Source organism: Agrobacterium sp. ES01 (assembly GCF_050320885.1).
Lineage (GTDB): Bacteria > Pseudomonadota > Alphaproteobacteria > Rhizobiales > Rhizobiaceae > Allorhizobium.
Genome location: NZ_JBNQTH010000002.1, coordinates 65,218 through 92,116, shown reverse-complemented (window position 1 = coordinate 92,116; position 26,899 = coordinate 65,218). Strand labels below are relative to the sequence as shown.

24 protein-coding genes and 4 tRNA genes are annotated in these 26,899 nt (G+C 57.9%); 13 read left to right on the top strand and 15 right to left on the bottom strand.

Translation table 11 applies throughout. From position 1 onward, the window contains the following. Positions 1–49: 49 nt before the first annotated feature. Complete coding sequence (locus tag ACQQ2Q_RS08270) at positions 50–346, bottom strand: hypothetical protein (RefSeq protein WP_428186586.1); 297 nt, start codon at positions 344–346, stop codon at positions 50–52. On the opposite strand from ACQQ2Q_RS08270, the gene ACQQ2Q_RS08265 reads away from it, so the two are divergent. The 4 genes from ACQQ2Q_RS08265 to ACQQ2Q_RS08250 all read left to right on the top strand — a co-directional run bounded on the left by ACQQ2Q_RS08265 (position 339) and on the right by ACQQ2Q_RS08250 (position 4,674). Further along, positions 339–1,367, top strand: a complete 1,029-nt coding sequence (locus ACQQ2Q_RS08265; RefSeq protein WP_428186585.1) for an amino acid ABC transporter substrate-binding protein — start codon at positions 339–341, stop codon at positions 1,365–1,367. The two genes, ACQQ2Q_RS08270 and ACQQ2Q_RS08265, sit on opposite strands and share 8 nt — an antisense overlap. A 168-nt stretch (positions 1,368–1,535) precedes the next feature. Next, positions 1,536–2,729 (top strand): amino acid ABC transporter permease, encoded by a 1,194-nt coding sequence (locus ACQQ2Q_RS08260; RefSeq protein ID WP_428186584.1) that lies wholly within the window; start codon positions 1,536–1,538, stop codon positions 2,727–2,729. Positions 2,730–2,765: 36 nt separating this feature from the next. Continuing rightward, positions 2,766–3,884 (top strand): amino acid ABC transporter permease, encoded by a 1,119-nt coding sequence (locus ACQQ2Q_RS08255; RefSeq protein ID WP_428186787.1) that lies wholly within the window; start codon positions 2,766–2,768, stop codon positions 3,882–3,884. Between the two features lie 16 nt (positions 3,885–3,900). Further along, positions 3,901–4,674, top strand: a complete 774-nt coding sequence (locus ACQQ2Q_RS08250) for an amino acid ABC transporter ATP-binding protein (RefSeq protein WP_428186583.1) — start codon at positions 3,901–3,903, stop codon at positions 4,672–4,674. Between the two features lie 120 nt (positions 4,675–4,794). On the opposite strand, the gene ACQQ2Q_RS08245 is transcribed toward ACQQ2Q_RS08250, so the two are convergent. The 6 genes from ACQQ2Q_RS08245 to ACQQ2Q_RS08220 form a co-directional block, all read right to left on the bottom strand. Further along, on the bottom strand, positions 4,795–5,439 hold the full coding sequence (locus ACQQ2Q_RS08245; RefSeq protein ID WP_428186582.1) for a hypothetical protein: 645 nt from the start codon (positions 5,437–5,439) through the stop codon (positions 4,795–4,797). Positions 5,440–5,626: 187 nt separating this feature from the next. Then, positions 5,627–5,703: transfer RNA gene (locus ACQQ2Q_RS08240), tRNA-Arg, on the bottom strand. A gap of 67 nt (positions 5,704–5,770) precedes the next feature. Further along, positions 5,771–6,076, bottom strand: coding sequence for an ETC complex I subunit (locus ACQQ2Q_RS08235; RefSeq protein ID WP_428186581.1), 306 nt, complete (start codon positions 6,074–6,076; stop codon positions 5,771–5,773). Positions 6,077–6,438: 362 nt separating this feature from the next. After that, positions 6,439–6,515, bottom strand: a tRNA-Pro gene (locus tag ACQQ2Q_RS08230). An 89-nt stretch (positions 6,516–6,604) separates the two neighbouring features. Further along, on the bottom strand, positions 6,605–7,081 hold the full coding sequence (locus ACQQ2Q_RS08225; protein WP_428186580.1) for a DUF192 domain-containing protein: 477 nt from the start codon (positions 7,079–7,081) through the stop codon (positions 6,605–6,607). Beyond that, complete coding sequence (locus ACQQ2Q_RS08220) at positions 7,081–7,659, bottom strand: cold-shock protein (RefSeq protein WP_428186579.1); 579 nt, start codon at positions 7,657–7,659, stop codon at positions 7,081–7,083. The genes ACQQ2Q_RS08225 and ACQQ2Q_RS08220 overlap by 1 nt, the downstream gene beginning before the upstream one ends. 191 nt (positions 7,660–7,850) lie before the next feature. On the opposite strand from ACQQ2Q_RS08220, the gene ACQQ2Q_RS08215 reads away from it, so the two are divergent. From ACQQ2Q_RS08215 to ACQQ2Q_RS08205, 3 genes are all read left to right on the top strand, one after another. Continuing rightward, complete coding sequence (locus ACQQ2Q_RS08215) at positions 7,851–8,288, top strand: VOC family protein (protein WP_428186578.1); 438 nt, start codon at positions 7,851–7,853, stop codon at positions 8,286–8,288. Between the two features lie 118 nt (positions 8,289–8,406). After that, a complete protein-coding gene (locus ACQQ2Q_RS08210; protein WP_428186577.1) occupies positions 8,407–8,925 on the top strand; it encodes a hypothetical protein in 519 nt (172 codons plus the stop codon). Between the two features lie 199 nt (positions 8,926–9,124). Next, positions 9,125–9,199: transfer RNA gene (locus tag ACQQ2Q_RS08205), tRNA-Glu, on the top strand. Positions 9,200–9,359: 160 nt separating this feature from the next. Here the strand turns inward: ACQQ2Q_RS08205 and ACQQ2Q_RS08200 are convergent. The 3 genes from ACQQ2Q_RS08200 to ACQQ2Q_RS08190 all read right to left on the bottom strand — a co-directional run bounded on the left by ACQQ2Q_RS08200 (position 9,360) and on the right by ACQQ2Q_RS08190 (position 12,762). Beyond that, positions 9,360–10,295 carry a methylenetetrahydrofolate reductase gene (locus ACQQ2Q_RS08200; protein WP_428186576.1) on the bottom strand — a complete coding sequence of 312 codons (936 nt, stop codon included), beginning with the start codon at positions 10,293–10,295 and terminating at the stop codon, positions 9,360–9,362. A gap of 203 nt (positions 10,296–10,498) precedes the next feature. Further along, positions 10,499–11,902: a vanillate/3-O-methylgallate O-demethylase gene (gene ligM / locus ACQQ2Q_RS08195; protein WP_428186575.1), complete on the bottom strand. Its 1,404-nt coding sequence runs from the start codon at positions 11,900–11,902 to the stop codon at positions 10,499–10,501. A gap of 125 nt (positions 11,903–12,027) precedes the next feature. Next, positions 12,028–12,762 carry a GntR family transcriptional regulator gene (locus ACQQ2Q_RS08190; protein ID WP_428186574.1) on the bottom strand — a complete coding sequence of 245 codons (735 nt, stop codon included), beginning with the start codon at positions 12,760–12,762 and terminating at the stop codon, positions 12,028–12,030. Between the two features lie 484 nt (positions 12,763–13,246). On the opposite strand from ACQQ2Q_RS08190, the gene ACQQ2Q_RS08185 reads away from it, so the two are divergent. Beyond that, positions 13,247–13,321 (top strand) — tRNA-Glu (locus tag ACQQ2Q_RS08185). A 28-nt stretch (positions 13,322–13,349) separates the two neighbouring features. On the opposite strand, the gene recJ is transcribed toward ACQQ2Q_RS08185, so the two are convergent. The 4 genes from recJ to ACQQ2Q_RS08165 form a co-directional block, all read right to left on the bottom strand. Then, on the bottom strand, positions 13,350–15,152 hold the full coding sequence (gene recJ / locus ACQQ2Q_RS08180; RefSeq protein ID WP_428186573.1) for a single-stranded-DNA-specific exonuclease RecJ: 1,803 nt from the start codon (positions 15,150–15,152) through the stop codon (positions 13,350–13,352). Positions 15,153–15,354: 202 nt separating this feature from the next. Next, positions 15,355–16,677: a homoserine dehydrogenase gene (locus ACQQ2Q_RS08175; protein WP_428186572.1), complete on the bottom strand. Its 1,323-nt coding sequence runs from the start codon at positions 16,675–16,677 to the stop codon at positions 15,355–15,357. A gap of 55 nt (positions 16,678–16,732) precedes the next feature. Continuing rightward, complete coding sequence (locus tag ACQQ2Q_RS08170; protein ID WP_428186571.1) at positions 16,733–17,953, bottom strand: LL-diaminopimelate aminotransferase; 1,221 nt, start codon at positions 17,951–17,953, stop codon at positions 16,733–16,735. Positions 17,954–18,158: 205 nt separating this feature from the next. Beyond that, the gene (locus tag ACQQ2Q_RS08165; RefSeq protein ID WP_428186570.1) at positions 18,159–18,524 is read right to left on the bottom strand and encodes a hypothetical protein; all 366 of its coding nucleotides are present in this window, start codon (positions 18,522–18,524) and stop codon (positions 18,159–18,161) included. 213 nt (positions 18,525–18,737) lie between these two features. Here ACQQ2Q_RS08165 and ACQQ2Q_RS08160 point away from each other — a divergent pair, with 213 nt between their 5' ends. The 5 genes from ACQQ2Q_RS08160 (at position 18,738) to ACQQ2Q_RS08140 (ending at position 24,861) form a co-directional block, all read left to right on the top strand. Then, positions 18,738–20,546: a PHA/PHB synthase family protein gene (locus ACQQ2Q_RS08160; RefSeq protein ID WP_428186786.1), complete on the top strand. Its 1,809-nt coding sequence runs from the start codon at positions 18,738–18,740 to the stop codon at positions 20,544–20,546. Between the two features lie 173 nt (positions 20,547–20,719). Continuing rightward, the gene (sfsA, locus tag ACQQ2Q_RS08155) at positions 20,720–21,448 is read left to right on the top strand and encodes a DNA/RNA nuclease SfsA (protein WP_428186569.1); all 729 of its coding nucleotides are present in this window, start codon (positions 20,720–20,722) and stop codon (positions 21,446–21,448) included. A 23-nt stretch (positions 21,449–21,471) separates the two neighbouring features. Further along, entirely contained in the window at positions 21,472–22,308 is an 837-nt protein-coding gene (gene map / locus ACQQ2Q_RS08150) for a type I methionyl aminopeptidase (RefSeq protein WP_428186568.1), read from the top strand. Between the two features lie 17 nt (positions 22,309–22,325). After that, complete coding sequence (gene radC / locus ACQQ2Q_RS08145) at positions 22,326–23,165, top strand: RadC family protein (protein WP_428186567.1); 840 nt, start codon at positions 22,326–22,328, stop codon at positions 23,163–23,165. Positions 23,166–23,355: 190 nt separating this feature from the next. Further along, positions 23,356–24,861, top strand: coding sequence for a peroxidase family protein (locus ACQQ2Q_RS08140; protein WP_428186566.1), 1,506 nt, complete (start codon positions 23,356–23,358; stop codon positions 24,859–24,861). A gap of 24 nt (positions 24,862–24,885) precedes the next feature. Here ACQQ2Q_RS08140 and recQ read toward each other — a convergent pair whose 3' ends face one another. Continuing rightward, entirely contained in the window at positions 24,886–26,748 is a 1,863-nt protein-coding gene (recQ, locus tag ACQQ2Q_RS08135; RefSeq protein ID WP_428186565.1) for a DNA helicase RecQ, read from the bottom strand. Positions 26,749–26,899: the final 151 nt, after the last annotated feature.

Here is a 26,899-nt window from a genome sequence, read left to right as displayed (position 1 = left end):
TGACGTTTTGTGTCTTTGCCGCAGTCACAGGTCAACCCCATGGCTGAGTTCAAGCCTGAAACAGGTCCACTGGCAGAAAAGAGCGATCCAAAGCGTTTGCGGACGACCGTTTTTTAATCATTCGCTGCCTCAAGGCGTCTTTTTCTGCCCGTTTTTCATGCTGCTTGTTCAAATTGCCGTTTTTCTGGACGATTCTGTCCATCACCACTTGACCGTGTACCCATTTAAGATTGTGATAGATCCGTTCGCGCCGGGAGGGCAGCGAGCCGGTGGCAATGTGTGTGTTCAAAACGCGCAACCCACTGCTGCAAAAGACAATAGATAAAGGTTGGGAAAAAATGAACATCAAGTTCTTGTCCGTCGCAATTGGCGCCGCAGTCGTAGGAATGGCCGCCTCCGGCGCCTCCGCTGCTACCCTTGACGACATCAAGTCGAAGGGCTTCGTGCAATGCGGCGTGAACACCGGTCTTGCCGGATTTGCTTCGCCAGATGCACAAGGTAACTGGACCGGTTTCGACGTCGACTACTGCAAGGCCGTTGCCGCTGCGGTTTTCGGTGATGCGACCAAGGTCAAGTACACGCCGACCACCGCGCAGAGCCGCTTTACCGCGCTTCAGTCCGGCGAAGTCGACATGCTGGCACGTAACACCACATGGACCATCAGCCGCGATACGGCTCTGGGTTTCAACTTCCGTTACGTAAACTACTATGACGGCCAGGGCTTCATGGTTCCGAAGGCACTCAACGTGTCGTCGGCTCTCGAGCTGTCGGGCGCTGCCGTCTGCGTACAGTCCGGCACCACCACCGAGCTGAACCTTGCCGACTACTTCAAGGCCAATAATCTCGAATACAACCCGGTCGTCTTTGAAAAGCTCGAAGAAGTGAACGCTGCCTATCAGGCCGGTCGTTGCGACGTATACACGACCGACCAGTCGGGCCTGTATTCGATCCGCCTGACGCTCAGCAATCCAGACGATCACATCGTTCTTCCGGAAATCATCTCCAAGGAGCCGCTCGGCCCGGCCGTGCGCCAGGGTGACGACCAGTGGTTCGACATCGTAACCTGGGTTGGTTACGCGATGGTGCAGGCTGAGGAGTTCGGCATCACTTCGGAAAACGTCGACGACATGAAGGCGAATTCCAAGAACCCTGACGTGCAGCGCTTCCTTGGCGTTGAAGCCGACTCGAAGATTGGTACGGACCTGGGCCTGACCAATGAGTGGGCCTATAACGTGATCAAGGGCGTCGGTAACTACGGTGAAGTGTTCGAGCGCAATATCGGCGTCAACACTCCGCTGAAGATCGAGCGCGGCCTCAACGCTCTTTGGACAAAGGGTGGCCTGCAGTACGCACCGCCGATCCGCTAAGATCAGGCATAACATCTTACGAGGCGGCGAAAGCCGCCTCGTTCATCTCTAGGATTGCCATCAAGGCGACCAGCGATGAGCGGCAAGAGCCGGGACCGTGGATGGGAACCCGGCATGCCGATATAGAAGACCAATAAGACCCCAAAGGGGTCGCGGGGATACACAAGCATGACAGATCACGCCGTACACCAACCGGTGGCTGGTCAGAGCTTCAGCTCGCTGATCTACGATCCGAAGGTGCGCTCCATCTTCTTTCAGGTCGTCACGGTGGCATTGCTGACGTTTCTGGTTTGGAACATCGTCAACAACACAATGGAAAATCTGGCCCGGTCGAATACTGCCTCGGGCTATGACTTTTTGAAGAGCCGGGCCGGCTTCGATATCGGCCAATCACTCATTTCATACAGCAGCGATTCCACCTATGGCCGGGCGATTATCGTCGGCCTGCTGAACACGCTGATGGTTGCCGCAACCGGCATCGTGACAGCAACGATACTGGGCTTTCTGATCGGTGTCGGCCGGTTGTCCAAGAACTGGTTGATCGCCAAGCTTTGCACGGTTTATGTCGAGACCTTCCGCAATATTCCGCCGCTGCTGGTGATCTTCTTCTGGTATTCCGGCGTTCTGTCGGCACTGCCGCATCCGCGCGATTCGATCATCTTGCCGTTCTCGACCTTCCTCAACAATCGCGGTCTGGCCTTTCCAACGCCGATTTGGGGTGAAGGGTCGATCGTCTTGCCCATCGCCATCGTCGTCGCAATTGCAGCTTCCATTTTCCTTGCCCGTTGGGCAAAGGCCAGACAGATGCGGACCGGCCAGCCCTTTGCCACCGCAAAGGCAGTGACCGCCATCGTGATCGGCCTTCCGCTGCTCGCTTTTCTGGCCGTTGGCGCACCGCTGACGTTCGATTATCCGGTTGAAAGCACCTTCAATGTTCGTGGCGGCTCCATTATCCGCCCGGAATTCGTGGCTCTTTATCTGGCACTGTCTTTCTACACGGCAGCCTTTATTGCCGAGATCATCCGAGCCGGCATCAAGGGCGTTCCCCACGGCCAGACCGAGGCTGCCTCGGCGCTGGGAGTGCGCCCCTCGATCACCACGCGCCTCGTCGTGGTTCCACAGGCGATGCGAATCGTTATTCCACCGCTCACCAGCCAGTATCTCAACCTCACGAAAAACTCCTCGCTTGGGGTCGCCGTCGGTTTTCCCGAACTGGTGTCCACCGGTGGCACGACGATGAACCAGACGGGCCAGGCTGTCGAAATCGTTTCGATCTGGCTGGCCGTCTACCTGTCTATCAGCATTGCCACATCCCTGTTCATGAACTGGTTTAACGCCAGAATGGCTTTGGTGGAGAGATAAGCGATGGCACAGACTATACATTATGTCCGTCAGGACATGCTCGACTCCAAGCCGGCACCGATGCAGGGCAATACTGCCGGTGGATGGATCCGCGAAAATTTGCTCGCAACGCCCAAGGACATCATTCTGACGGTGCTGGGCGTTGCCTTTCTGTTGTGGCTCCTGCCCGGTGTTATCAACTGGCTGTTCATTCAGGCGGCCTGGACGGGTGCTGACCGTGCAGCCTGTGCGACGATTGCCCAAGGCGGCAATCAACCCGACGGATGGTCGGGTGCGTGCTGGGCCTTTGTCGATAACCGCATGATGCAGTTCATCTTCGGTCGCTATCCGCTCGACGAGCGCTGGAGACCGATACTGGTCGGTATCATGTTTATCGGTCTTCTGGTGCCGATGCTGATGCCGAAGGCGCCGCGGAAGGGCCTGAACGCCCTCTTGCTGTTCGTCATCTTCCCGGTCGTCGCCTTCTTCCTGCTGCATGGCGGAATTGGCCTTCAAAAGGTCGAAACTCCCCTATGGGGCGGCCTGATGGTCACGTTGATCCTGTCCTTTGTCGGCATTGCGGTGTCCCTGCCCTTCGGCATCGTGCTGGCCTTGGGCCGACGATCGCATATGCCGGCCATCCGGATCATCTGCGTGTTCTTCATCGAAGTGGTTCGCGGCGTTCCGTTGATTACGGTTCTGTTCATGGCCAATGTGATGTTGCCGCTATTTTTGCCGACAGGCTGGACCATCGACAATTTCCTGCGTGCGCTGGTTGGCGTTGCCATCTTTGCCTCGGCCTATATGGCCGAAGTGATCCGTGGCGGCCTGCAGGCCATTGCCAAGGGACAGTATGAAGGCGCCGATTCTCTGGGTCTCAGCTACTGGCAAAAAACGCGGCTGATCATCCTGCCGCAGGCCATCAAGCTGGTCATTCCGGGTATCGTCAACACCTTCATCGGGCTGTTCAAGGACACCTCGCTGGTCTCCATTATCGGCATGTTCGATCTTCTCGGCATTGTCCGCCTCAACTTCACGGACGCCACCTGGGCATCGCCGGTGACACCACTCACGGGCCTTGTGTTTGCGGGCTTCATTTTCTGGATATTCTGCTTCGGCATGTCGCGCTATTCCGCCTTTACGGAACGGCGTCTCGACACCGGGCACAAGCGCTAAAGAGGGGAACATACAAATGGCACAGGCCAACACCGCCCAAAGAACCGTTGCCGAAAACTCGGTGGCCGTCGAAATCATCAATATGAACAAGTGGTACGGGGACTTCCACGTGCTGCGCGACATCAACCTGAAGGTGATGGGGGGCGAACGCATCGTCATCGCTGGTCCTTCAGGCTCCGGCAAATCGACCATGATCCGCTGCATCAACCGTCTGGAAGAGCACCAGACCGGGCAGATCCTCGTCGACGGTACAGAACTCACCAGCGATCTGAAGAAGATCGACGAAGTGCGCCGCGAAGTCGGCATGGTTTTCCAGCACTTCAATCTGTTCCCGCATCTGACCATTCTGGAAAACTGCACGCTGGCACCGATCTGGGTGCGCAAAATGCCGAAGAAGGAAGCAGAGGCGATTGCCATGCACTTTCTCGAACGCGTCAAAATCCCGGAACAGGCCAATAAATATCCAGGCCAGCTCTCCGGTGGTCAGCAGCAGCGCGTGGCGATTGCCCGGGCCCTGTGCATGAAACCGAAGATCATGCTGTTCGACGAGCCGACATCGGCGCTCGACCCTGAAATGGTGAAGGAAGTTCTGGACACCATGGTAAGCCTTGCCGAGGAAGGCATGACCATGCTGTGCGTGACCCATGAAATGGGCTTTGCCCGGCAGGTGGCGAACCGGGTGATCTTCATGGACCAGGGGCAGATCGTCGAACAGAATGCACCGGCAGAATTCTTCGACAATCCGCAGCATGAGCGGACCAAGCTGTTCCTCAGCCAGATCCTGCACTGATCCTAAACAGACAGAGAGACCATCAAAGTCGCCGCCTCTTCGAGGTGGCGGCTTTTTTTTATCGCAAGGACAACCGGTCGGCGGGATTGGCCGGTTTGCCGCACCCGGTTTGGCGGAGCTCTACCAGTTGAAGGCGTAGCGGGCCTTGAAAGCTGCGCTATTGGTCTGAACACCATGGGCAAAATCGGCTGACACGGTCCAATGGTCCAGGATCTTCTGTTCGAGCCTCAGGGTTGCCGTCATTCGCGCCTGATCGCTGGCAAGCCGTGCACCGGCTGTGACGGCCATGCGATGGCGGATATCGGTGACATAGACCTGCTGGTTGGCGGAGACTGCGACGCGGCCGGCATCGGCTTCGCCATAAATCACCGTGTCGATGCTCTGGCGCAGTTCCAGATTAGCACTCTCTCCGATCCAGACAGGCTGGATATTTTTGACTGATGCTTCCACTTGCTGCGTATTCGGGCATAGCTGAACACGCGCGCCGCGCCGGGCGTGGCTGCTATTGTCATAGAGAGTGCCGACGGAGGCCGAGATGGATGTGGGGATTGCGCTGAGTGCGCCGCTGTCTGTGGCGACCACGCCAAGCTTGAGGCTGGCACTCATCGGCAGAGAACCGCCGAAGCGCACGCGCCAATCGCCCACATAATCCCGATCGGAGTTGCGGGTCGCCTGAAACGTCAAAGGCGCTGAATCGCCTGCCCAGGCGGGGCCGACCGCAAGCACGCTCATATATATAAATGAACCAGCGAGAAACGCTTTCATCATCATCTCCCGGCGTACCGCCGGCACGCAAGAAAGAACCGCATCGAGTGCGTCCACGAATCAGTCGATATTATCGCAATGCAGCAAATCGAAAACCCGAGATATTGAGCAAGCTGACCATTTGCGCCAACCTGTGACAGATCGGCATCGATGATACCTATGTCTTCGGTATGGACAAAAAGCGAAGTGGCGACCCCTGCAGGATTCGAACCTGCGACCGTCGGCTTAGAAGGCCGGTGCTCTATCCAGCTGAGCTAAGGGGCCGTCTGGCCGGCTTGAGCCGGCTTTGGGCGAGACTGAAGCGTCTTTGCGCCTGTCTAGGTGTTGAGCCTTAGTGCGTCCAGGGCTGCTGGCGGCTGTAGCGGAAATTGTCGGTGTAGGATGCCACCTGGCGGACCGCTTCCTTTGGCGGGATCACGCGATAGTCGATGCCGTTCTTCTGCGCATAGGCCACTGCCTGTTCCTGCGTCTCGAAATTGAGCTTCACCTGCTGGCGCGTATCGCTGGACGTGGTGTAGCCCATGACGGGATCGATCTTGCGCGGGCTGTTCTGATCGAATTCGAGCACCCAAATATGAGTCTTGGCCTTGCCGGACTGCATGGCTGTCTTTGCAGGTCGATAGATCTTGGCTGACATGGCTTCGGGCTCCTAAACACAAGCGAAGGATTTCATCTCAAACACCCCTGGCTTTCAGCAGCGTCCAGCCGGGGCAAGAGAGACGGAAGAGACTGTACACCAGCTTCTACCTTCATAAGGTTGAGATACTTGCTACAGGTTCAAATGGCAATATGCCGACCCGGCGCTGGGCACCGATTATCCCATAAATCTGAAAGGTTGAGAGGCCGTAAAGCGCGTGGACCCGGACGGTCGCAGAGGTTGATCGGTAAACCCTGCCGATCTGCATCCCTGCGCTGACAACGTGAAATGATATCCGCGCAACAGCGCCAGTCGCTTTATGTTCAGCGTCCTGCAAGTTCTTGTTTTCTTGGGAAGATCAATGGTCGGAGTGGAGAGATTCGAACTCCCGACCCTCTGGTCCCAAACCAGATGCGCTACCAGGCTGCGCTACACTCCGTGCCGTTGACGAGTGTGGCAATACACGGTTACCCCATGGGCCGCAACAGCAAAAATGCGTTTTTCTTACGGAATTTTGACAAGGCCGTTTCAACGCTGGTTGATATTGCTGAGCTTCAGGTGATCTCCCGCTGCAATGCCAAGTTCAGACGCCCGACCGCCATTGATTTCCAGCACATAGCGTACAGGGCTGCGCGACGGAACGATGGTCTCTGAATAGGGTTCGGTGTTTTCTGCGACCCGCTTGATCTCGCCGTCGCTGGCGACAAACAGCATGTCCAGCGGAAGCGGTGTGTTCTTCATCCACATCATCACTTCACGTTCCACCGCGAAATCGAAAATCATGCCGGCGTCCGGCGCAAGTTCTGTACGCTCCATCAGCCCCCTCGCCCGCTGATCGGGCGTGGCGGCAAATTCGACCGCGAATTCATGCGCGGGACCGGCTGCCGTCTCGATGGTGACGGTGGCTGTACCAAAGATCGGCTCTGCCGCCTGGGCGACGCCAGCGAAACACAAAAAAAGCGCCCCAACAGCGCTTTTCACAAAACCATTCTGCAACATCTGCATCAGTGAGCCCGGTTGATCGGATCTGGAATATCCGGGTGAATTTCGGCAGCCATAAGGCCTTTTTCGCCATCTCCAAAACGAACCAGAACCGTCTGACCCGGACGCAGTTCCGTCAGGCCGAATCGGCGCAGCGTTTCCATGTGGACGAAAATGTCTTCGGTGCCTTCACCGCGCGTCAGGAAGCCGAAACCCTTGGTTCTGTTGAACCATTTGACGAGTGCACGTTCGAGACCGCTGGTGGCCTGCACCTGGACATGGGTTCTGACGGGTGGAAGCTGCGACGGGTGGACTGCCGTCGACTGATCCATGGAGAGAATCCGGAAGGCCTGATAGCCACGGTCGCGCTTCTGGATGAGGGCCACGATGCGCGTGCCTTCGAGAATGGTCTGATATCCGTCTCGCCTCAGGCAGGTCACATGCATCAGCACATCCTGCATTCCATTGTCCGGAACGATGAAACCGAAGCCCTTGGCGACGTCAAACCATTTCACGACGCCCGTGATTTCGATTAGATCTATCGGCTCGCTAGAAAGATCCTGAAATTCAGAGATCCCCTTCGCTGACATTCTGTCTGCCATTACCACCAGCCCCTCGGCAACGCTTCACATTCCAAATGTTAACTGATTCTTGATATCCAGAATAACATTCCTGCAATGGTGCTGCGCAAGCCCTTGTTTCAAATAATACCCAGATGCTTTTGTTGCTCCACAGCCTTGCTCCAAGCTGTCGTCTGCACCATATCGTAACAGCCAATACAGGAGTACCAAAATTGCGCTATCTACACACGATGGTACGCGTCAAAGATCTGGACGCATCGCTCGATTTCTACTGCCGGGTCTTTGGCCTGAAAGAAACGAAGCGAATCGACAATGAAAAAGGCCGCTTCACTCTGGTCTTTCTCTGCTCGGATGAAGACATCGCCGAATATGGCGATCGCGCCCCGAGCATCGAGCTCACATATAACTGGGATCCGGAGGAGTATTCCGGCGGTCGCAATTTCGGCCACCTCGCCTATCGGGTCGACGATATCTATGCCACCTGCCAGACCCTCATGGACAATGGCGTGACCATCAACCGTCCACCGCGCGACGGTCACATGGCCTTTGTCCGCTCTCCCGACGGGATTTCGATCGAGATCCTGCAAAAGGGCGACAGTCTGGCACCGGCTGAGCCCTGGGCTTCAATGCCGAATACCGGCAGCTGGTAAGCCCGTTCGGCTCCACGCAAGATTGACATGCCATGAAGACGGGAGTTTGCGCTCCCGTCTTTTTTGTTGCGGATGAGCGAAGAACCAAACGGCGGGGTTCGCCGCAAGCGGAGCGGATATGTTGCGTCACCTTCAATACCTCAATGTGAAACAGACATCGCGCGTGGCGGCTTGCGCCAGCCTGCTGCTATTGGCTGGCTGCATGACCGGTGCCAAGGATCAGGCAGCCCTCGGCCTCGATATTGAGGATGCTGATCTTGTGGCCAGCGCGGACGTGCCCAGGAAAACACCAGGCGGCTATGTCGACCCAATGGTTGCCAATGCTGCCGACCCGGTGGCACAGACGGCGGCCGACGGCGGCGGCACAACGGATACCGCACAGCTACAGGAAGCCCCTGAGGATCTAGGGGCCGTTGTGATGCAGCAGACGGGTGTCAACGCGGGACGCTCCAGCATATTTTCCGCCTATCAAGCGGTTGAGGATGCAGCGCCCGTGACCGCGTCCGAAACACCATCGAGCCTCATTCCGGCCGGCATGCCGCAACGTGGAATCCATGCCGCTTCAGGTAGCCTTTTCAGCGCGCCGGCAGCTGCTCCTGCGACCCTTCCGCCCAGCGAAGACGGTGCCCTTTACTAGGCGAGGTACGAAGGGTCCGTTGCTGGATCGTTTCACCTTCAATTCATGAGAAGGGGTTTTTCCCGGCACAGCAGGGCTTTGTAATTCCTGCCAAATTTCAATCGGCAACGTTTTCTTCGGTCTGTGTCATTTTTTTGAAAAAAGCGCAAAAATCCGCTTGCGGGATTCGAAAGCCCTGACTATAAGGGCGCCACGGCACGCGCCCTTCGTCTATCGGTTAGGACGCCAGATTTTCATTCTGGAAAGAGGGGTTCGACTCCCCTAGGGCGTACCAGTTCTCTATCCTAAAACTTGCAGGATATCGGTCGGCAATCATGCACTTGGCGCATGTGCCACTGGCTATTGGTGCCGCAGTTTCCCATCTTTACAAAATGGACCGGCGAGGTCTGCTCAACACCTCGTCCGGTCAATTGCCCGTCACCGCCCTGTTGATATCAGACAGCGACAGGTGGGGAAGAGGCCGACTGTTTCGAAGATGCCAGAACGCCATTTGCCCAGTCCGCGCAGGTTTTCACCCCGCCCAGAGGAAAGAAGTGTGCCTGCCTGATTAGACTGTCTGGCTCGTCAGCCAAATAGGACTGCAGATCCGCCAGCACATCCTCGGGTTCATAAGGCAGCATCAGCTTGGTGAGATCTGTGGCACGCTTTTGCAGCACCTTCAGCGACGGTCCGACGCCACACGCGACAGCATATTTGATCAGGGTCTGGAGTTTGGCCGGTCCGGCAATTCCCAGATGAACGGGCAGCGTGATGCCGGCCCTTCTCAACCGACGATCCCAGGCGATGATCGGCTCGACGTCGAAGGCAAACTGCGTGACGACGGCCATTTGAGCATCGGTGCGCTCGGAAAAGGCCTGCTTCCAAACCAAGGCCTCATCGATCAGCCGGCATGAGCCGTCCTTGTCTATATCCCTGTTGCCTTCCGGATGGCCAGCAACATGCAGGCGTTTGAAGCCATATCTGTCGAACAGGCCCGTTTCGATCATCTGGATCGAACTGTCGAATGGTCCCGCTGGATTAGAACTCCCTCCCCCCAGCAACAATGCCTGCTCGACACCGGCTTCATTGCGGTATCTCTTGATCCAGTCTTCAAGGGTATGGACATCGGCAATGCTGCGTGCAGGAAAATGCGGCATGACCTGGAAACCGTCGCTGGACAATCGCGACGCCGTTGCCACCATGTCGTCGATCGGCGTTCCATCGATATGGGCGATGTAGACCCGCGTTCCAGCCGGCAACAGCGCCTTGAAGTCATCGATCTTGGCCGCTGTGCGCGGCATCACTTCAATGGAATATCCCTGAACGACAGTCTTCAAATCGAGCTCAGGTTTTTCATTACCGTGATCGGCGCGCTTGAAGAACTTAAACATCGCCTTGTTCCTTCCGTCTGCGGCCGCACCGACCTTCCCTGCCTGGTGCAGAAGAGCTGATAGTCGAATGCCGGGGCACACTCATGCTCACCGGCATTCGGCAGCACCGGTTTACGTCAACCCTTACGGCTGACACCGGCTATCAGTGGTCTCATCGGGGATTGCTCGGCCCGCGCCTTATACGACGCGGGCCGTGGTCCCTGTTACTTCTTGGAACGCCAACTGTCCGCGTAGTTTTCGCGGGCTTCGCTCGAATACGGCGTGGGCGAGACGCGCACGCGGATTTCGGTCTGCTTGTGCTTTTCCGTCGAGGTCTTGCCGGTCGTTTCCGGCTCGCCCCATTTCATCGTCAGCACATCGCCTTCCTTGACGTCGGCATGCACCACGCCCAGCGACAGGACGCAGCGTTCATTGAAGGAATAGCCGTTGAACATCGACATGCCGACCATCTTGCCGTCCTGCATGACCATGTCGGCGCTCGAAGAGGCATAATTCGGTTGCGGGAAGTCGATCCACTTATATGGCGTGCCCTGTTCAAAGGCCGATGCGATGACCTTCAGCACATCCTCGCGGTTCCACTCGAAGGTGACCTTCTTTCGATGGGTCTGGCCCTTCATCTTCTCCAGCGCCGCCTTGCCAACGAAGTCCTGCTTCTTCCAGCCGATGTAGAAATCGTAGCCGAGTTCGAACGGATTGACGTAGTAATCCTCGATATTGTCGCTGACGAAGGAACCACCGATCGCACCGGCTGCTTCATAAGAATCGGCACCGAGCCACCGGCGGTATTCCGCGAGCATGCCATCGCCGGTATAGATACCGGGCAGCGGCGAAGGGATCCAACCGGATTCCAGCGTATTGGTGGAATAGGCGCGGCTGCCGCAACGAACCAGATCGACGCCCGCATCCTTGGCGGCCTCAAGAATGCAATTGAGGATATAGGACTTGTCCTCATAGGGGCCCCAGATCTCCAGACCCGGCGCACCGGACATGCCATGACGAAGGGCCTGCACCTTGCGGGAGCCGACATTGATCCAGTCCACATGGAAAAACTTGATGTCGGGGATCGGACCGCCATTCATCTTCTCAAAGATCTTCGGCGCGTCCGGTCCCTGGATCTGAAAGCGGTAATGGGTGCGCAGCACGCGTTCGCCCTCAGGACGCGAGGGGGAACGCGGATCGTGCTTGATGCGGACATTCCATTTTCCATAGGCAGCACAGAACTGCAGCCAGTTGGATGTCGGTGCACGGCCGACAAGAATGAACTTGTCCTCACGCTCGCGGAAAATGATGTGGTCGCCGATGACGTGGCCATTCGGTGTGACCGGCACGAAGTGCTTGGCGCGGTTCAGGCCAAAATTCGAGAAGGAATTGATGCCGTGATGGCTGAGGAACTCTTCCGCCTGGGGTCCTTCGACGATCAGTTCGTCCATATGGTGAGACTGGTCGAACAGAACCGCTGTTTCACGCCAGGCCTGCTGCTCCACACGCCAGTTGGAAAACTCAGGCGTCACGACCGGGTATACATACATACCGATTTTAGAATTGCGCAAAAGCTCGACAGGATTGCCAGCAGCCTGCAATACCGCCTCTAGGCTCGAGTTAGTCATGGTTTCTCCTCCCATGGGGTTTCTCGCTATGTATACATTATAAGACCCAAACAAGCGGGACTTGCAAGAGGCTTTTTCTCCTCCGATAAAGCGGTCCTGTACTTGTTGCCGGCTAATTGACCGTCTCAGCCCATGACCAGCGCCAGCGAGGGCACCTGCTCGATCAGGCTGCGATCTTCGTTCATGAGATAGTCGAGGTTATGGCGCGCAATACGCGCATGCTCTCGCGCCAAGGCTTCCGCACGCGAGCCTTCCCGCGCCGCAATCGCCCGAACCAACGCCTTGTGCTGGGCCTGGGCCTGATAGAGCGAGCGGCGAAAGGCTGTGATATCCGCCTTATCCGGCAGGAAGGCCGATGGCGAAGCAAAGGGCAATCGCGCTGCACGCTCCACTTCGCGTGCGATCATGTCGCTGCCGCACAATCTTGCAAGCTGATGATGAAACTGCGCATTCAGCTCTGAATATCGATCGAAATCCATGCTGTCCGGGTCCGCACCAAAGCAGTCATCCAACTTCGCCACAGTCGCCCCGATCTCCTCCAGCGCGGCAGGCGATACGCCGCGCTCTGCCGCAAGCCGCGCTGCCGCGCCTTCCAGCACACCCCGCAACTCGATGGCATCGATGACATCATCGAAGGTGAATTTGCGTACGGTAAAGCCACCGCTTTTGCCCCGCTCCAGCAGCCCCTCCTCGACCAACCGGCTCATGGCATCGCGCAAGGGGGTGCGCGATATTTCCAGCTCTTCCGACAAGGGCACTTCAAGCAAGCGGGTGCCGCCCGCCAATTCGCCGGCGAGTATTTTCTTGCGCAACTCGATCACGGTTCGGGTTGCGTGCGTATTTCCCGGTGTTTCCGTCATTTCCTGCCTCCACATTGCGCTCCGGACCTCTCCCCAAGTCCGGTTGCGACCAAGGCCGCAAGCTCCACTAGACCATGAGTCTGCATCATTGTCTGCAAACGCGGCACCGATGACCTTGCGCACGCCGTCACATGATCGAAAACCAGCCGATTCACGAGAATGCCACCGCACCCGCCCTCAGCGTTTGAAATCCATCACGACACATCCCCATGAGAGTGTGTACATTCCCATCTCATTACCAGTTGCGCGCAAATCTCACAACGATCCACCTCCGTTAATGTGTACATAGGCCTCTAGGGAAAACCGGAACGGATGGCAAACTACATGCAATTTCGGCAGAATTTTCTGTTCATGGAGGTCCGTCACGGTTGAAGAATGAATACAATCTTCGCCCAGGAGACAAAATCGTCATCGCTCTGTTGAAAAAGAGCAAAAAGGCGCTTGCGGGAATGAAAAGTCACCCCTATAAGGGCGCCCACGGCACGCGCCCTTCGTCTATCGGTTAGGACGCCAGATTTTCATTCTGGAAAGAGGGGTTCGACTCCCCTAGGGCGTACCAGTTTTCTCAAAATCGAATCGACAAATGATTACGGTGCCTTGGCGGCATCCGTTATACGCATTTGTACGCGGCGCGATCCTTGCCACTGATCGGCCGACAGCGAACCTGCGACGTGGATCTGATTGCCGCGTGAACTCATCAGGAAGTCCCCCAGAGGCGTTTCAGCGGCGCGGAAGGCAATGGCCTCCAGACGGCGGCCGTCCTGCGATTCCAGCGTCGCCTTTACATGCGTCGTGCCGACCGGACGGGCATCCTTGAGGCGATGGGACGGGACCGCAAACAGCGGCTGCGGATGGCCGGCTCCGAAGGGGCCTGCGGATTCAAGTTTGTCGATGAGTTCGGTGGTGGCAGCACTTGCGCCCAACGCACCATCAATCTTGAGCACCCGGTTTGCCGTCAGGGATGCGACCTGCTTTGCAGCCGATTCGTCGAAGAAGGCGCGAAGGGCGCCAAGCTTGCCGCGCTCCACCGTCAGGCCCGCTGCCATGGCGTGACCGCCGCCCTTGACCAGCAACCCGTCATCGACAGCGGCGCGCACCATCTTGCCAAGGTCAAAGCCGGTGATCGAGCGACCCGAGCCCGTGCCCTTGCCCATCGAATCAAAGGCAATAGCAAAGGCTGGGCGCTGGAACCGCTCCTTCAGGCGCGCAGCCAGAAGACCAACGATGCCCGGATGCCAGTTTTCTCTTGCGGTCAGGATGACGGCGGCGTTTTCCGCCGTGCCATATTCCGCCAGCGCCTCGGCCTGTGCCTCTTCCAGCATGGCGGCTTCCATGGCCTGACGCTCGCGGTTGAGTTCATCCAGTCTGGCGGCGATCTCGGCCGCGGCGGACTGATCATCGACCGTCAGCAACCGACTGCCGAGGGCTGCGTCGCCGATACGTCCGCCAGCGTTGATGCGCGGTCCGACGAGAAAGCCTAAGTGATAGGGCGTGACGGGGCCGCCGATGCCGGCGACCTTCAGGAGCGCTGCAAGCCCCGAATTGTTCATCAGGCGCGCTGCGGCGAGGCCTTTGACGACATAGGCGCGGTTCAGGCCCTTGAGCGGCACCACGTCGCAGATCGTGGCAAGGGCCACAAGATCCAGCAGGCTGAGCAGATCCATGCTGGCGGAGCCGGGATGGGCCGCCTTGCGCAGATCTCTCAGCGTTGCCACCAGCACCAGATAGACGACGCCGGCCGCGCAGAGATGCCCCTGCCCCGACAAATCGTCCTCCCGGTTGGGATTGACCAGAGCCAGACAGGGCGGCAATTCGTGACCAAGCTGATGATGGTCGATAACGACGACATCAATCCCGCGTTCGCGGGCGACAGCCAGCGATTCGTGGCTTGTGGATCCGCAGTCGACGGTGACGATCAGTTGCGCGCCCCTGTCGATGAGTTCGCCGATGGCTGTCGGGTTCGGGCCGTAGCCTTCAAAAATTCTGTCCGGAATGTAGATCTCGGCCTCAACGCCGAAATGCGCCAGGAAGCGATAGAGAACGGCGGAAGATGCTGCGCCATCGACATCGTAGTCACCGAAGATCGCCACGCGCTCGCCGCGTTTGATCGCCTGCATGAGCCGCTCAGCGGCCAGATCGCAATCGGTCAGGGTCGAGGGATTGGGCATCAGCGCGCGCAGCGTGGGATCGAGGAAGAGCGTCGCCTCATCAAGCGTCACGCCGCGTCCGGCCATGACCCTTGCCACGAGATCTGACAGGCCGTGGACCTGTGACATCGCAAGCGCACGGTTTTGCCCGGCCTGATCCAGGCGCGAAATCCAACGCTGCCCCGAGACTGAATTTTCAACCCCGAGAAAGGCTCTCGGTACCGGATCCACTTCGTCCGTCATGTCACCTGTCTTGATTCTGGATGTGCCGTTGGAGCCAAGCTGACATGAGCTCCCGACACAGTTTACCCACGCCTCGATGGCATGACTTCACAATAGGTACTGGACGCGCGAAATCAACGGATGTCGTCTATCGCGATGACACCCGTTGCAATTCCTGCTCGACCGATGATGCTGACCGCGCCAGCAATGACACGGCTGGAACCTAGCTGTCTTTCGGACGCTCGATGCGGATCACCTGCGGTTCGCCCAGCAGATAGCCCTCGGCCTTGATGGCGCTGACAGCCTTGCGGACCGAGGCTTCCATCGTCGCATGGGTGACGAGGATGATCGTCTGCGGGTCGCCGGCTGCGACCTGCCGCTTGGAATGCTGCATGATCGATTCCAGCGAAATGCCGTTGTCTGCCATCTTGGCGGCGATCGAGGCAAACACGCCGGCACGATCCTCGACCGTGAGGCGGATGAAATACCCGCCCTCATGGCTCTGCATCTCGGCCTGACGGTAGGGCTGCATCAGACGCGCCGGCGTCCCGAAGACGGGAACGTCCTGGGTTCCAGGACGGCTCTTGGCGATATCGGTGATATCTCCCAGCACGGCGGAGGCCGTCGCGTTGCCGCCGGCACCGGGGCCAACCATCAGCAGCTCGCCCAGAATATCGGATTCGAGTGCGACGGCATTGGTTACACCATCGACCTTCGCAATCACGCTATCGAGCGGCACCATGGTTGGATGAACGCGCTGTTCGATGCCGGTCTCGGTCTTCTGGGCGACCCCCAGAAGCTTGATCCGGTACCCCAGATCGGCGGCAGCATGAATATCCTCGATCGAGATGTTGGAGATACCCTCCAGATAGATCTCGTCGGCTGCAATCTCGCTACCAAAAGCAAGAGCGGTCATGATTGCAAGCTTATGGGCCGTATCATTGCCTTCGATGTCGAATGTCGGATCCGCTTCTGCATAACCGAGACGCTGCGCTTCCTTCAGGCAATCGGCAAAGGACAGGCCTTCTTTTTCCATCCGGGTCAGGATGTAATTGCAGGTGCCGTTCATGATGCCATAGATGCGGCTGAACGAATTGCCCGTGAGCGATTCACGCATCGTCTTGATGACAGGAATGCCGCCGGCAACGGCTGCTTCATAATTCAGCAGAACGCCTTTCCCTTCAGCGATCTTTGCCAGTTCAACGCCATGGCGGGCGAGCAGGGCCTTGTTGGCCGTCACCACATGCAAACCACGCGACAAGGCCGCGCGCACCGAGTCTGCCGCGGCTCCATTGTCTCCACCCATCAATTCCACGAAGACGGAGATATCGGCGGTGGTTGCCATGTCCACGGGATTGTCATGCCATTCGATGCCCGTCAGATCCACGCCACGATCGCGTGTCCGGTCTCTTGCCGAGACGGCTACGATCTCGATCTGACGTCCGCATGCCATTGCAAGCGCATCGGCGCGTGTCTGGAGAATGCGGACCAGGGATGCGCCAACTGTTCCCAGTCCCGCAATGCCAATTCGAAGGGCATCTGCCATTGATCAATCCTGAATATTTCGGTGGGAGCGGCTCCGAACGGAGCCGCTTTTTAGGTCAACGATGGGCGTTGAGGGATACGACATTGTGCATCGTATCGTCCGCCGTTGAGAAGAACTTCTTGATGTTGCGGGCCGCCTGACGGATGCGATGCTCGTTTTCAACGAGCGCCAGACGCACGTAATCGTCACCCATTTCGCCAAAACCGATGCCGGGGGCAACGGCCACGTCGGCCTTCTCCACCAGCAGCTTGGAAAATTCGAGACTGCCGAGATGGCGGAATTTTTCCGGTATCTTGGCCCAGGCAAACATGGTCGCTTCCGGCGGCGGCACGTCGAAGCCGGCCTTGCCGAAGCTGTCCACCATGACATCGCGACGGCGCTTGTAGATCGAACGCACCTCGGCGATGTCGGTGCCGTCGCCATTCAGCGCATGGGTCGCGGCCACCTGGATCGGCGTGAAAGCGCCGTAGTCGAGATAGGACTTGACCCGGGTCAGCGCCGAAATCAGCCTTTCATTGCCAACCGCAAAGCCCATGCGCCAACCGGGCATCGAGAATGTCTTCGACATGGAGGTGAATTCGACAGCGATATCCACTGCCCCCGGCACCTGAAGAACCGATGGCGGCGGATTGTTGTCGTCGAAATAGATCTCCGAATAGGCCAGATCCGACAACACGATGATGTCGTGTTTGCGCGCAAAGGCGATCACATCCTTGTAGAAATCAAGGGTGGCCACATGGGCAGTCGGATTGGACGGATAATTGATGATCAGCGCCAGCGGCTTGGGGATCGAGTGGCGAACCGCACGTTCCAGCGGAGGAAAGAAGCTTTCGTCCGGTTCGACCGACATGGAGCGAATAACACCGCCAGCCATCAGGAAGCCGAAGGCGTGGATCGGATAGGTCGGGTTCGGGCAGAGAATGACGTCGCCGGGCGCGGTGATGGCCTGCGCCATGTTGGCGAAGCCTTCCTTGGACCCAAGCGTTGCAACAACCTGCGTTTCCGGGTTGAGCTTCACACCAAAGCGGCGGGCGTAATAGCCTGCCTGCGCGCGCCGAAGGCCCGGGATACCCTTGGACGACGAATAACGGTGCGTGCGCGGGTCCTGGACCACTTCGCACAGCTTGTCGACAATGGCCTTCGGGGTCGGAAGATCAGGATTGCCCATGCCAAGGTCGATGATATCGGCCCCACCCGCTCGCGCGCTCGCCTTCAAACGGTTGACCTGCTCGAAAACGTAAGGCGGCAAGCGCCGGACTTTATGAAATTCTTCCATTTCTCTCCCCGTTTAACCGTGCGGCGAAAGCCGCATGCGGCGGGCTCGTTTCAAGGTTGCAAAGACGGCACGGCATAAGACCACCGAACCGAAGCACTTTTTACTATAGCGCATTCCCAGACATTGCGCGCAATGTTTGGCGCAAATCTGGCGAATGACGCCCGTAACGGCCTGATTTGCGGCGAAATTCCATCAAAGGCAAGCGCTAATTGCCAAGCCTGGTCGTGGCGTCGCTGCCGTGTTTTTCCGCTATACCGCGCAGTTCCAGCAACCGCTGCCGATATTCGGCATCAGAGACAGTGCCGGCGCGACGTTGGGCGCCAAGCGCGCTCAGCTTTGCTTCGAGTGCTGCTGCCTGATCATTGCTCATCTGCGTATTGGCAGCCGTGAGCGGCGTGGAAAAATCGGGATAGCCGTCATTCGGCTGCATCGGTCCCTGATCGGTATCGTCGGGGTCCACCACCGTCACCACAGAGGGTGAACTTGCGGGCGCGGAGGCCACCATGTCGCTTCCGCCACTGACGCAACCTGCCAGCATCAAAGCAGTGCATGCCAAAAAGGCACCTGACATAGCTCGTTTTCCGTTCATCATAGAACACGTCACCCCGGATTGCGGCTTCCTGTCCGAATTCGGACGAGCCCGTCTTACCATCGCCAAAAGACTCTGCTTTTCTCTTGCTGGAACTTCTAGCTGTTTTGCGCAAGTATGTGCAAATACAAAGCGACAAGAAAAAACGGGGAGATGGGTATGACCAAGGAGAGCGGAGCCGAAGGCCCGGGTGAGATGGCCAATCCAGCATTCGACCCGAAGCTGATCGAACCTTACGTGGTGCGCGATCCGCAGGCGATGGCGATGAACATTGCCAAGGCCGTGGAAAATCTGGGCAAGGCGGCTTCTGAATGGATTGGCCCTCGCGAACGCGGCGAGGTTCCAAACTCAGCCGCCGAGCCAATGAACGAGCTTGTGAAAACACTTTCCCAGATTGCCGAATACTGGATGGCCGATCCCAAGCGGACACTTGAAGCGCAATCGCTTCTCCTTGGCAGCATGTTCAATGTGTGGATGCGCACTGCCCACAAGCTCTCCGGCTCGGCAGAGGCGCCCGTTGCCTCTGCTGTGAAAGACAAGCGCTTTTCCGATGAGGACTGGGAGCGCAATCCGTTTTTCGATTTTTTGCGACAGACCTATCTGGTGGTTGGCGAATGGGCCGACCGGCTGGTTGAAGAGACGCAAGGGCTGGATGCGCATACAAAGCACAAGGCAGCCTTTTACGTGCGCCAGCTGATGGCAGCATTGTCACCGGCCAACTTTATTGCCACCAATCCTCAGGTCTACCGCGAGACGGTGGCCAGCAACGGTGAAAACCTGGTGCGGGGCATGAAAATCCTGGCGGAAGATCTGGCAGCCGGACGCGGCGAGTTGCGCATGCGCCAGACCGACTATTCGAAATTCGCAGTCGGCAAGAATATGGCGATGACGCCCGGCAAGGTGATTGCCCAGAGCGATATCTGCGAAGTCATCCAGTATGAGCCCAGCACCGAAACCGTGCTGAAACGACCCCTGCTCATTTGCCCGCCGTGGATCAACAAATTCTACATTCTCGATCTCAATCCGCAGAAGAGCTTCATCAAGTGGTGCATCGATCAGGGACATACCGTGTTCGTGATTTCCTGGGTCAACCCGGACCAGCGCCATGCCGACAAAGGCTGGGAGGCCTATATTCGCGAGGGTATCGATTTCGCTCTGGAGACCGTGGAAAAGGCAACCGGCGAACGGCAGGTCAATTCCATCGGCTACTGTGTGGGCGGCACATTGCTGGCAGCCGCATTGGCGCTGCATGCGCAAGAGGGCGACGACCGTATTGCCAGCGCCACGCTGTTTACCACGCAGGTGGATTTCACCTTTGCCGGCGATCTCAAGGTGTTTGCCGACGAGGCACAGATCGGCGATCTGGAAGAACGGATGAAATCGACCGGCTATCTGGACGGACAGAAGATGGCGGCAGCCTTCAATATGCTGCGGTCGTCCGAGCTGATCTGGCCCTATTTCGTCAACAACTATCTGAAGGGCGTCGATCCGAGCGCCTTCGACCTCCTCTACTGGAACTCGGATTCCACCCGTATGGCCGCCGCCAACCATTCCTATTACCTGCGCAATTGTTACCTCAAAAACAATCTGACACAGGGCAAAATGGAACTGGCCGGCAAGACGCTGTCGCTTGAGGACGTCAAGGTTCCGATCTACAATCTGGCCACCAAGGAAGACCATATCGCACCGGCCAAATCGGTCTTCGTCGGCAGCCAGTATTTCGGTGGCAAGGTCGATTATGTGCTGTCCGGTTCCGGCCACATCGCGGGCGTGGTCAATCCACCCGACAAGAACAAATACCAGTACTGGACCAATGGGGCACCCGAAGGCCAGTTTGAAGACTGGGTGGAGACAGCCAAAGAACATGCTGGCTCCTGGTGGCCGCATTGGCAAACATGGGTCGAGGCACTGGACGACGAGCGCGTGCCCGCCCGCAAGCCCGGCGGTGGCAAGCTGAACGCAATTGGCGACGCGCCGGGAAGCTATGTGCTGGAGCGGGTGTAGCGTGAGCGTATACCCTTCATCCGACTGCGGGCAAATCTCCGCTCCGCATGCGGGACCATTGTCGACATTGCCCGGTCAGGGGCAAAGCCATCGGCAACGGCAATGGCTCGCTGAACCGTGGTAAGTACAGCTGCCGGTTTGCGGTGCCACTTCGAAACGGCTAGACCGGGTCCATGAAATTTGCCCCGCCCCTCGTGCCCGCCACACTTATCCACCGCTACAAACGCTTCCTGTTCGATGCGGTGCTGGATGATGGCACAGAGATTACCGGGTTTTGTCCCAATACCGGCTCGATGCGCGGCCTGACCACGCCGGGATCGCGAATCTGGCTGGCCGATCATCTGGGATCGGAGCGAAAGTACCGATATTCCTGGGAACTGATCGAGGCCGAGGGGACCGTCATCGGCGTCCATGCGGCAGCGGCAAACCGGCTTGCGGAAGAGGCAATGACCGGCGGACTTGTCGGAGATCTGGGTGGATACGAAAACCTTCGGCGCGAACAGCGCTACGGCAAGAACTCGCGCGTGGACTTTCTGCTTTCCGGCGACGGGCGGCCCGATACCTATGTCGAGGTCAAGAATGTCCATTTCTCGCGCGAGGGCGGACTTGCCGAATTTCCAGACACCGTCACTGCACGCGGCGCAAAGCATCTGGTGGAGCTTGCCGCGATGGTTGCAGCCGGCCACAGGGCTGTTATGCTCTATCTGATCCAGAGGGACGATTGCGACCGGTTCAGCATTTCAGGCGATCTGGATCCTGCCTATGCCAGGGCTTTTACTGCCGCCAGTGCCACCGGGGTGGAAGCCTATGCTGTGAGTTGCCGGGTATCGCCGGTAGAAATTGCCCCGCATCGCCTGATCACCATGGACGAACCCGCCCTGGCTGCATTAGAAACGAGATAAATCGAAAGACCGAAAGTCAGCATATGGTGAACTACATCGATGCGGCCACCGCGCCGCTCAAGAATACCGGCGCGATCCGCCTATACGATGCGGCGGCATTTGAGGGCATGCGCAAGGCATGTCAATTGACGGCACGCTGCCTGGATGAACTGGCAGCGGTGGTAAAACCCGGCGTGACCACCAATGCCATCGACCGCTTCGTGTTCGAATTCGGCATGGACAATGGCGCCCTGCCCGCGACCCTCAATTATCGCGGCTACAAATATTCGGTCTGCACCTCGATCAATCACGTGGTCTGTCACGGTATGCCGGATGAAAAGCCACTGCGCGAAGGCGATATCGTCAATATCGACGTGACCTATGTGCTGAATGGCTGGCATGGCGATTCCAGTCGCATGTATCCCGTCGGAACGGTCAAGCGCGCCGCCGAACGGTTGATGGAAGTGACCTATGAATGCCTGGAACGCGGCATTGCCGCCGTGCGCCCCGGTGCACGCACCGGCGCCATCGGCGAGGCGATCCAGACCTATGCGGAAAGCGAGCGATGCTCGGTCGTGCGCGACTTCTGCGGCCACGGCGTTGGCAGCCTTTTCCACGACAGTCCCAATATCCTGCATTACGGCAAGAGCAATGAAGGGCCGGAACTGAAGGAAGGCATGATCTTCACCATCGAGCCGATGATCAATCTCGGCAAGCCGCATGTGAAGGTGCTTTCCGATGGCTGGACGGCAGTGACCCGCGACCGTTCGCTCACGGCGCAATACGAACATACCGTGGGCGTGACCGCTGGCGGATGCGAGATTTTCACGCTCTCCCCCGGCGGGCTGGACCGACCGGGGCTGCCGCCACTCAAAGGCTAGAACATAAGGAACAGGGCATGGCGAAACACCCGCGCGACGATCGACAGGACGGCTTTCAGGCCTCTCTCGACAGCGCGGGGGAAGCCGAGCCCGTAGCCGACGAACGCGGCTTTTTCGCCGACCGACCTGCCAAGAGCTCGACGATAGCCAACGAGCTCGCGCGCCAGAGCGCCACCGACGCCAAGAATGCCCATTATCATGGACATCGAGACCGGTTACGCACGCGTTTTCGTGACAATGGCGATGCAGCGCTGGCCGACTATGAAATCCTCGAACTTCTGCTGTTTCGGCTGATCCCCCGACGCGATACCAAGCCCATTGCTAAGGCGCTGATTGACCGCTTTGGAACGCTGGCGGGAGTTTTCGGAGCGCCTATGCCATTATTGCAGGAGGTGAGCGGTATCGGCGAACTGGCAGCCCTCGATCTCAAGCTCATTTCCACCGTCGCCCATCGCATGCTGAAAAGTGAATTGCGCGGGCGCCAGGTGCTTGCCTCGTGGTCATCGGTCATCGATTATTGCCATGCCGCCATGGCCTATGAGGACCGCGAACAGTTTCGCATCCTGTTTCTCGACAAGCGCAATGCGCTGATTGCCGACGAGGTTCAGGGCCGCGGCACGGTCGACCATACACCTGTGTATACGCGCGAGGTGGTGAAGCGCGCGCTGGAGCTCTCGGCAACGGCCATCATCCTCGTTCACAACCATCCGTCCGGCGATCCGACACCGTCACGGGCCGATATCGACATGACCAAAATGATCATCGATACGGCAAAGCCGCTTGGCATTACCATCCACGATCACATCATCATCGGCCGCGATGGCCATGCCAGCCTCAGAGGGCTGCGGCTGATCTGATCTTTCCCGGGGACCGACCTGCGACCACAGCGCACTGCAACGCTTGTATGCAGAGAGCGTCAACGACACTCATCGCTCTTGCCGTGCGCAACTGCCAATCGCGCGAATGCATTTTAAGATTGCATATATTTACTAAATCAATTTTTAGGTGCATTATTTTGATGTTCACTTAAAGATTGAGGAGGTAATCATGGCGCATGGCACGGCAGGCAAGGCGGACATCGTTGCTCCGCGCTCACCCTTTTATCATGGCCCATTCGGTCGCATTTGCCCCGACCTGGACCCATGGACGCCGCCATTGGGGGACAATGCCGGTGAGAGAGAAATCACTGCACATTTCCTCCAGATGGCCAATACGCTGATGGTGGAGTTTCCCGATGGACAGCCACCGAACGAGACATCGGAGGCGGTTACAAAGCTTTCATCGAAAATCCCGGCGGCCTATACGTATTTCGGTCAGTTCATCGACCACGACATCACCTTCGATCCGGCATCGTCTCTGATGCGACAAAATGATCCGGCAGGGCTGATGAACCACCGCACGCCGCGCTTTGATCTCGACAATGTCTACGGCAGAGGTCCTGATGACAGCCCATATCTTTACGACCAGCGAGAGGATCAAAAAGGGAAATTGCTGCTTGGTGAGATCGCCGACACGAAATTTCCCGATCTGCCGCGCAACGCGCAAGGACGTGCCCTGATCGGTGATATGCGCAATGACGAGAATGCCATCGTCTCACAGCTTCAATTGTCCTTCCTGAAGGCTCACAATACGTTGGTGGACAGGGCAATCACCCGGAAATTCGCAGACCCGTTCGAAAAGGCACGCATGAGCCTGCGCTGGCTTTACCAATATATTGTGTGGAACGATTTCGTTCGGCGCGTGACCAAGGCGGAAATCTTCGATTCAGCGTTTGAAAAACAGATGTTCCCCATGGGGCGTACTGTCTGGAAACCCGGCATGAAGGATGTGTTCCACTGGAAGAACCAGCCATATATGCCTGTCGAGTTTTCTGTGGCTGCTTATCGCTTCGGTCATTCCATGGTGCGCAATGCCTACCAGACGAACAATCCCGTTAGAGGGTTTGGCGATTTCGCCCCGTTGTTCGATAAGGCGACGCCTGACAACGATCTTCGCGGATTTGGTCCGATCAAGATCCAGAATGCCATTCAATGGGATTGGTTCTTGCAGATGGAAAGTTCTGCCGGCCCCTTCCCGCAACACACGCGCAAGATCGACAGCAAGCTTGCCAATGCGCTTATGCAATTACCCAACGAGCCAGTCCCCATGAATGTTCTTGGCTTCCGTAACCTCTTGCGTGGCTGGCGGTTTTCGTTGCCATCGGGCACATCTGTCGCCCGCAAGTACTGCCTGCCCCCGATGGACATCGATCCCAAGCATGACAGTCTGTGGTACTATGTCCTCAAGGAAGCCGAAACGCAGGAGGGAGGCGAAACACTGGGGGCATTGGGGTCCACCATTGTCTGCGCCGTATTTTCCGGCCTCCTGCTCGGCGATCCGACTTCTTATGTCAACATCGCGCCTTGCTGGACACCGGATGACGATCCCTTACTTGAAGCTGGCGACAAGCGCGACGCAAAGGATTGGACCCTTGCATCGATCATCCGTATCGCTGGCATGCCAGCCAGCGATAGCGATTTCACCATGATGATGAAAAGTGGAAAGATCGACTAAGCTCAAGACAACTGGACCGTTTCTTCACCGACTGTGTTGGAGAATGACCTTGAGGAAAGCGTCGCCGTAGCGCTCGAGCTTGGACTGGCCGATGCCGGAGATGTCGAGCATTTCGGCTTCGTCTGTCGGGCGCTCGGTGGCCATGGCAACCAGCGTGGTGTCGGGAAAGACGACATAGGGCGGAACGGAGAGGTCCTTGGCGATTTCCATGCGTTTGGCGCGCAGCGCCTCGAACAGTTCGCCGTCGGCCTGATCGAGGCTTGCCTTGGCGCTTGCGGCGCTTGGAGAGGACGTTCGCGACGCCTTGCCCTTGGTCGGACGGTCCTTGCGGAATTTGACCTCGCGCTCCTTGCGAAACACCGCACGGGCTTCTTCCGGCTCCAGCTTCAGCGCGCCGAATGCTTCATGGTCGACGCGCACCAGGCCTGCTGCCAGCAGTTGTCGATAAACGGATTGCCAGGTCTTTGCCGGCAGATCCCTGCCCGCGCCAAAGACCGGCATATCGGCATGGCCGAAGCGCTGCGTGCGTTCGTTTTCATTGCCCAACAGCACGTCGATCAGGTGGCCGGCACCGAAGCGTTCGCCGGTACGGTATATGGCGGCGAGCGCCTTGATCGCGGCCTCCGTTCCATCCCAGGTTTCGACCGGCTTCAGGCAGGTATCGCAATTGCCGCAATGACCCGCATGGGCCTCGCCGAAATGGGCAAGAATTGCCTGGCGCCGGCATCCGGGCGTTTCGCAGATGGCGAGCAGAGCGTTCAGCTTTGCGCGCTCCACCCGCTTGATTTCCGGCGAGGAATTGCCGCCATCGATCATGCGGCCACGCTGAATGACATCCGCCATGCCGTAGGCCATCCAGACCTCCGATGGCAGGCCATCGCGCCCTGCCCGGCCTGTCTCCTGGTAATAGGCCTCAACGGAGCCCGGCAGATCCAGATGGGCGACATAACGCACATTGGGCTTGTCGATACCCATGCCGAAGGCGACGGTTGCGACAAGGCAGAGATCTTCTTCTTTCAGGAAGGCATCCTGATGGGCGTCACGCTGGTCGCGCTCCATGCCCGCATGATAAGGCAGCGCGCGTATGCCCTGCTTGTCCAGCCATTCGGCGGTTTCTTCCACCTTGGCGCGAGACAGGCAGTACACAATGCCGCTGGCCCCCTTGTGGCGCGCAAGGAAGCGCAATAGCTGCTGGCGCGGCTGGTCGCGTTCCACGATCTCATAGGCAATATTGGCGCGGTCGAACGACGTGGTAAAAACCTTTGCGCCACCAAGACCAAGGCGCTCGATAATATCCTCGCGCGTATGCGGGTCCGCAGTCGCTGTCAGCGCCATGCGCGGTACGCCCGGATATTGTTCCGCAAGCTTTCCGAGTTCGCGATATTCCGGTCTGAAGTCATGGCCCCATTGCGACACGCAATGGGCTTCATCGATGGCAAACAGAGAAATCTTCGCATTGCCCATCATGTCGCGGAAGCCGGGTGTGACAATGCGCTCCGGCGTCACGTAGAGCATGTCCAGCTTTCCAGCCGATATGGCGCTGCGGATATCGGCAAATTCCTCACGGCTGAGCGAGGAATTCAGCGCGGCCGCCTTGACCCCCAGTTGCTTCAACGCCTCCACCTGATCGCGCATCAGGGCGATCAACGGTGAAACGACAATACCAATGCCGTCACGGCAAAGTGCCGGGATCTGGAAGCACAGCGATTTTCCGGCACCGGTTGGAAACAGCACCACAGCATCGCCGCCGCCAACCACCTGCTCCACCACTTCTGCCTGTCTTCCACGGAACGTGGAATAGCCATAAACCGTCTTCAACACCGACAACGGATTCCTGACGCCGTCTGTGTCGAAAATTGGCTCGATACGGGATTGAGGTTGCAGCATGGACTCGCTTTCTTCAGGCATACCCTTCTATGGCACGGATCGGGCCTCGACGGCGAGCCTTGCGGCGGTGGAGCCCTCACTATCCCCTGTTCGTCCAGCTTCAGCCTTAGCCTGACCGATGGCGGTTTGCATGCATGCAACAGGTTTTGCG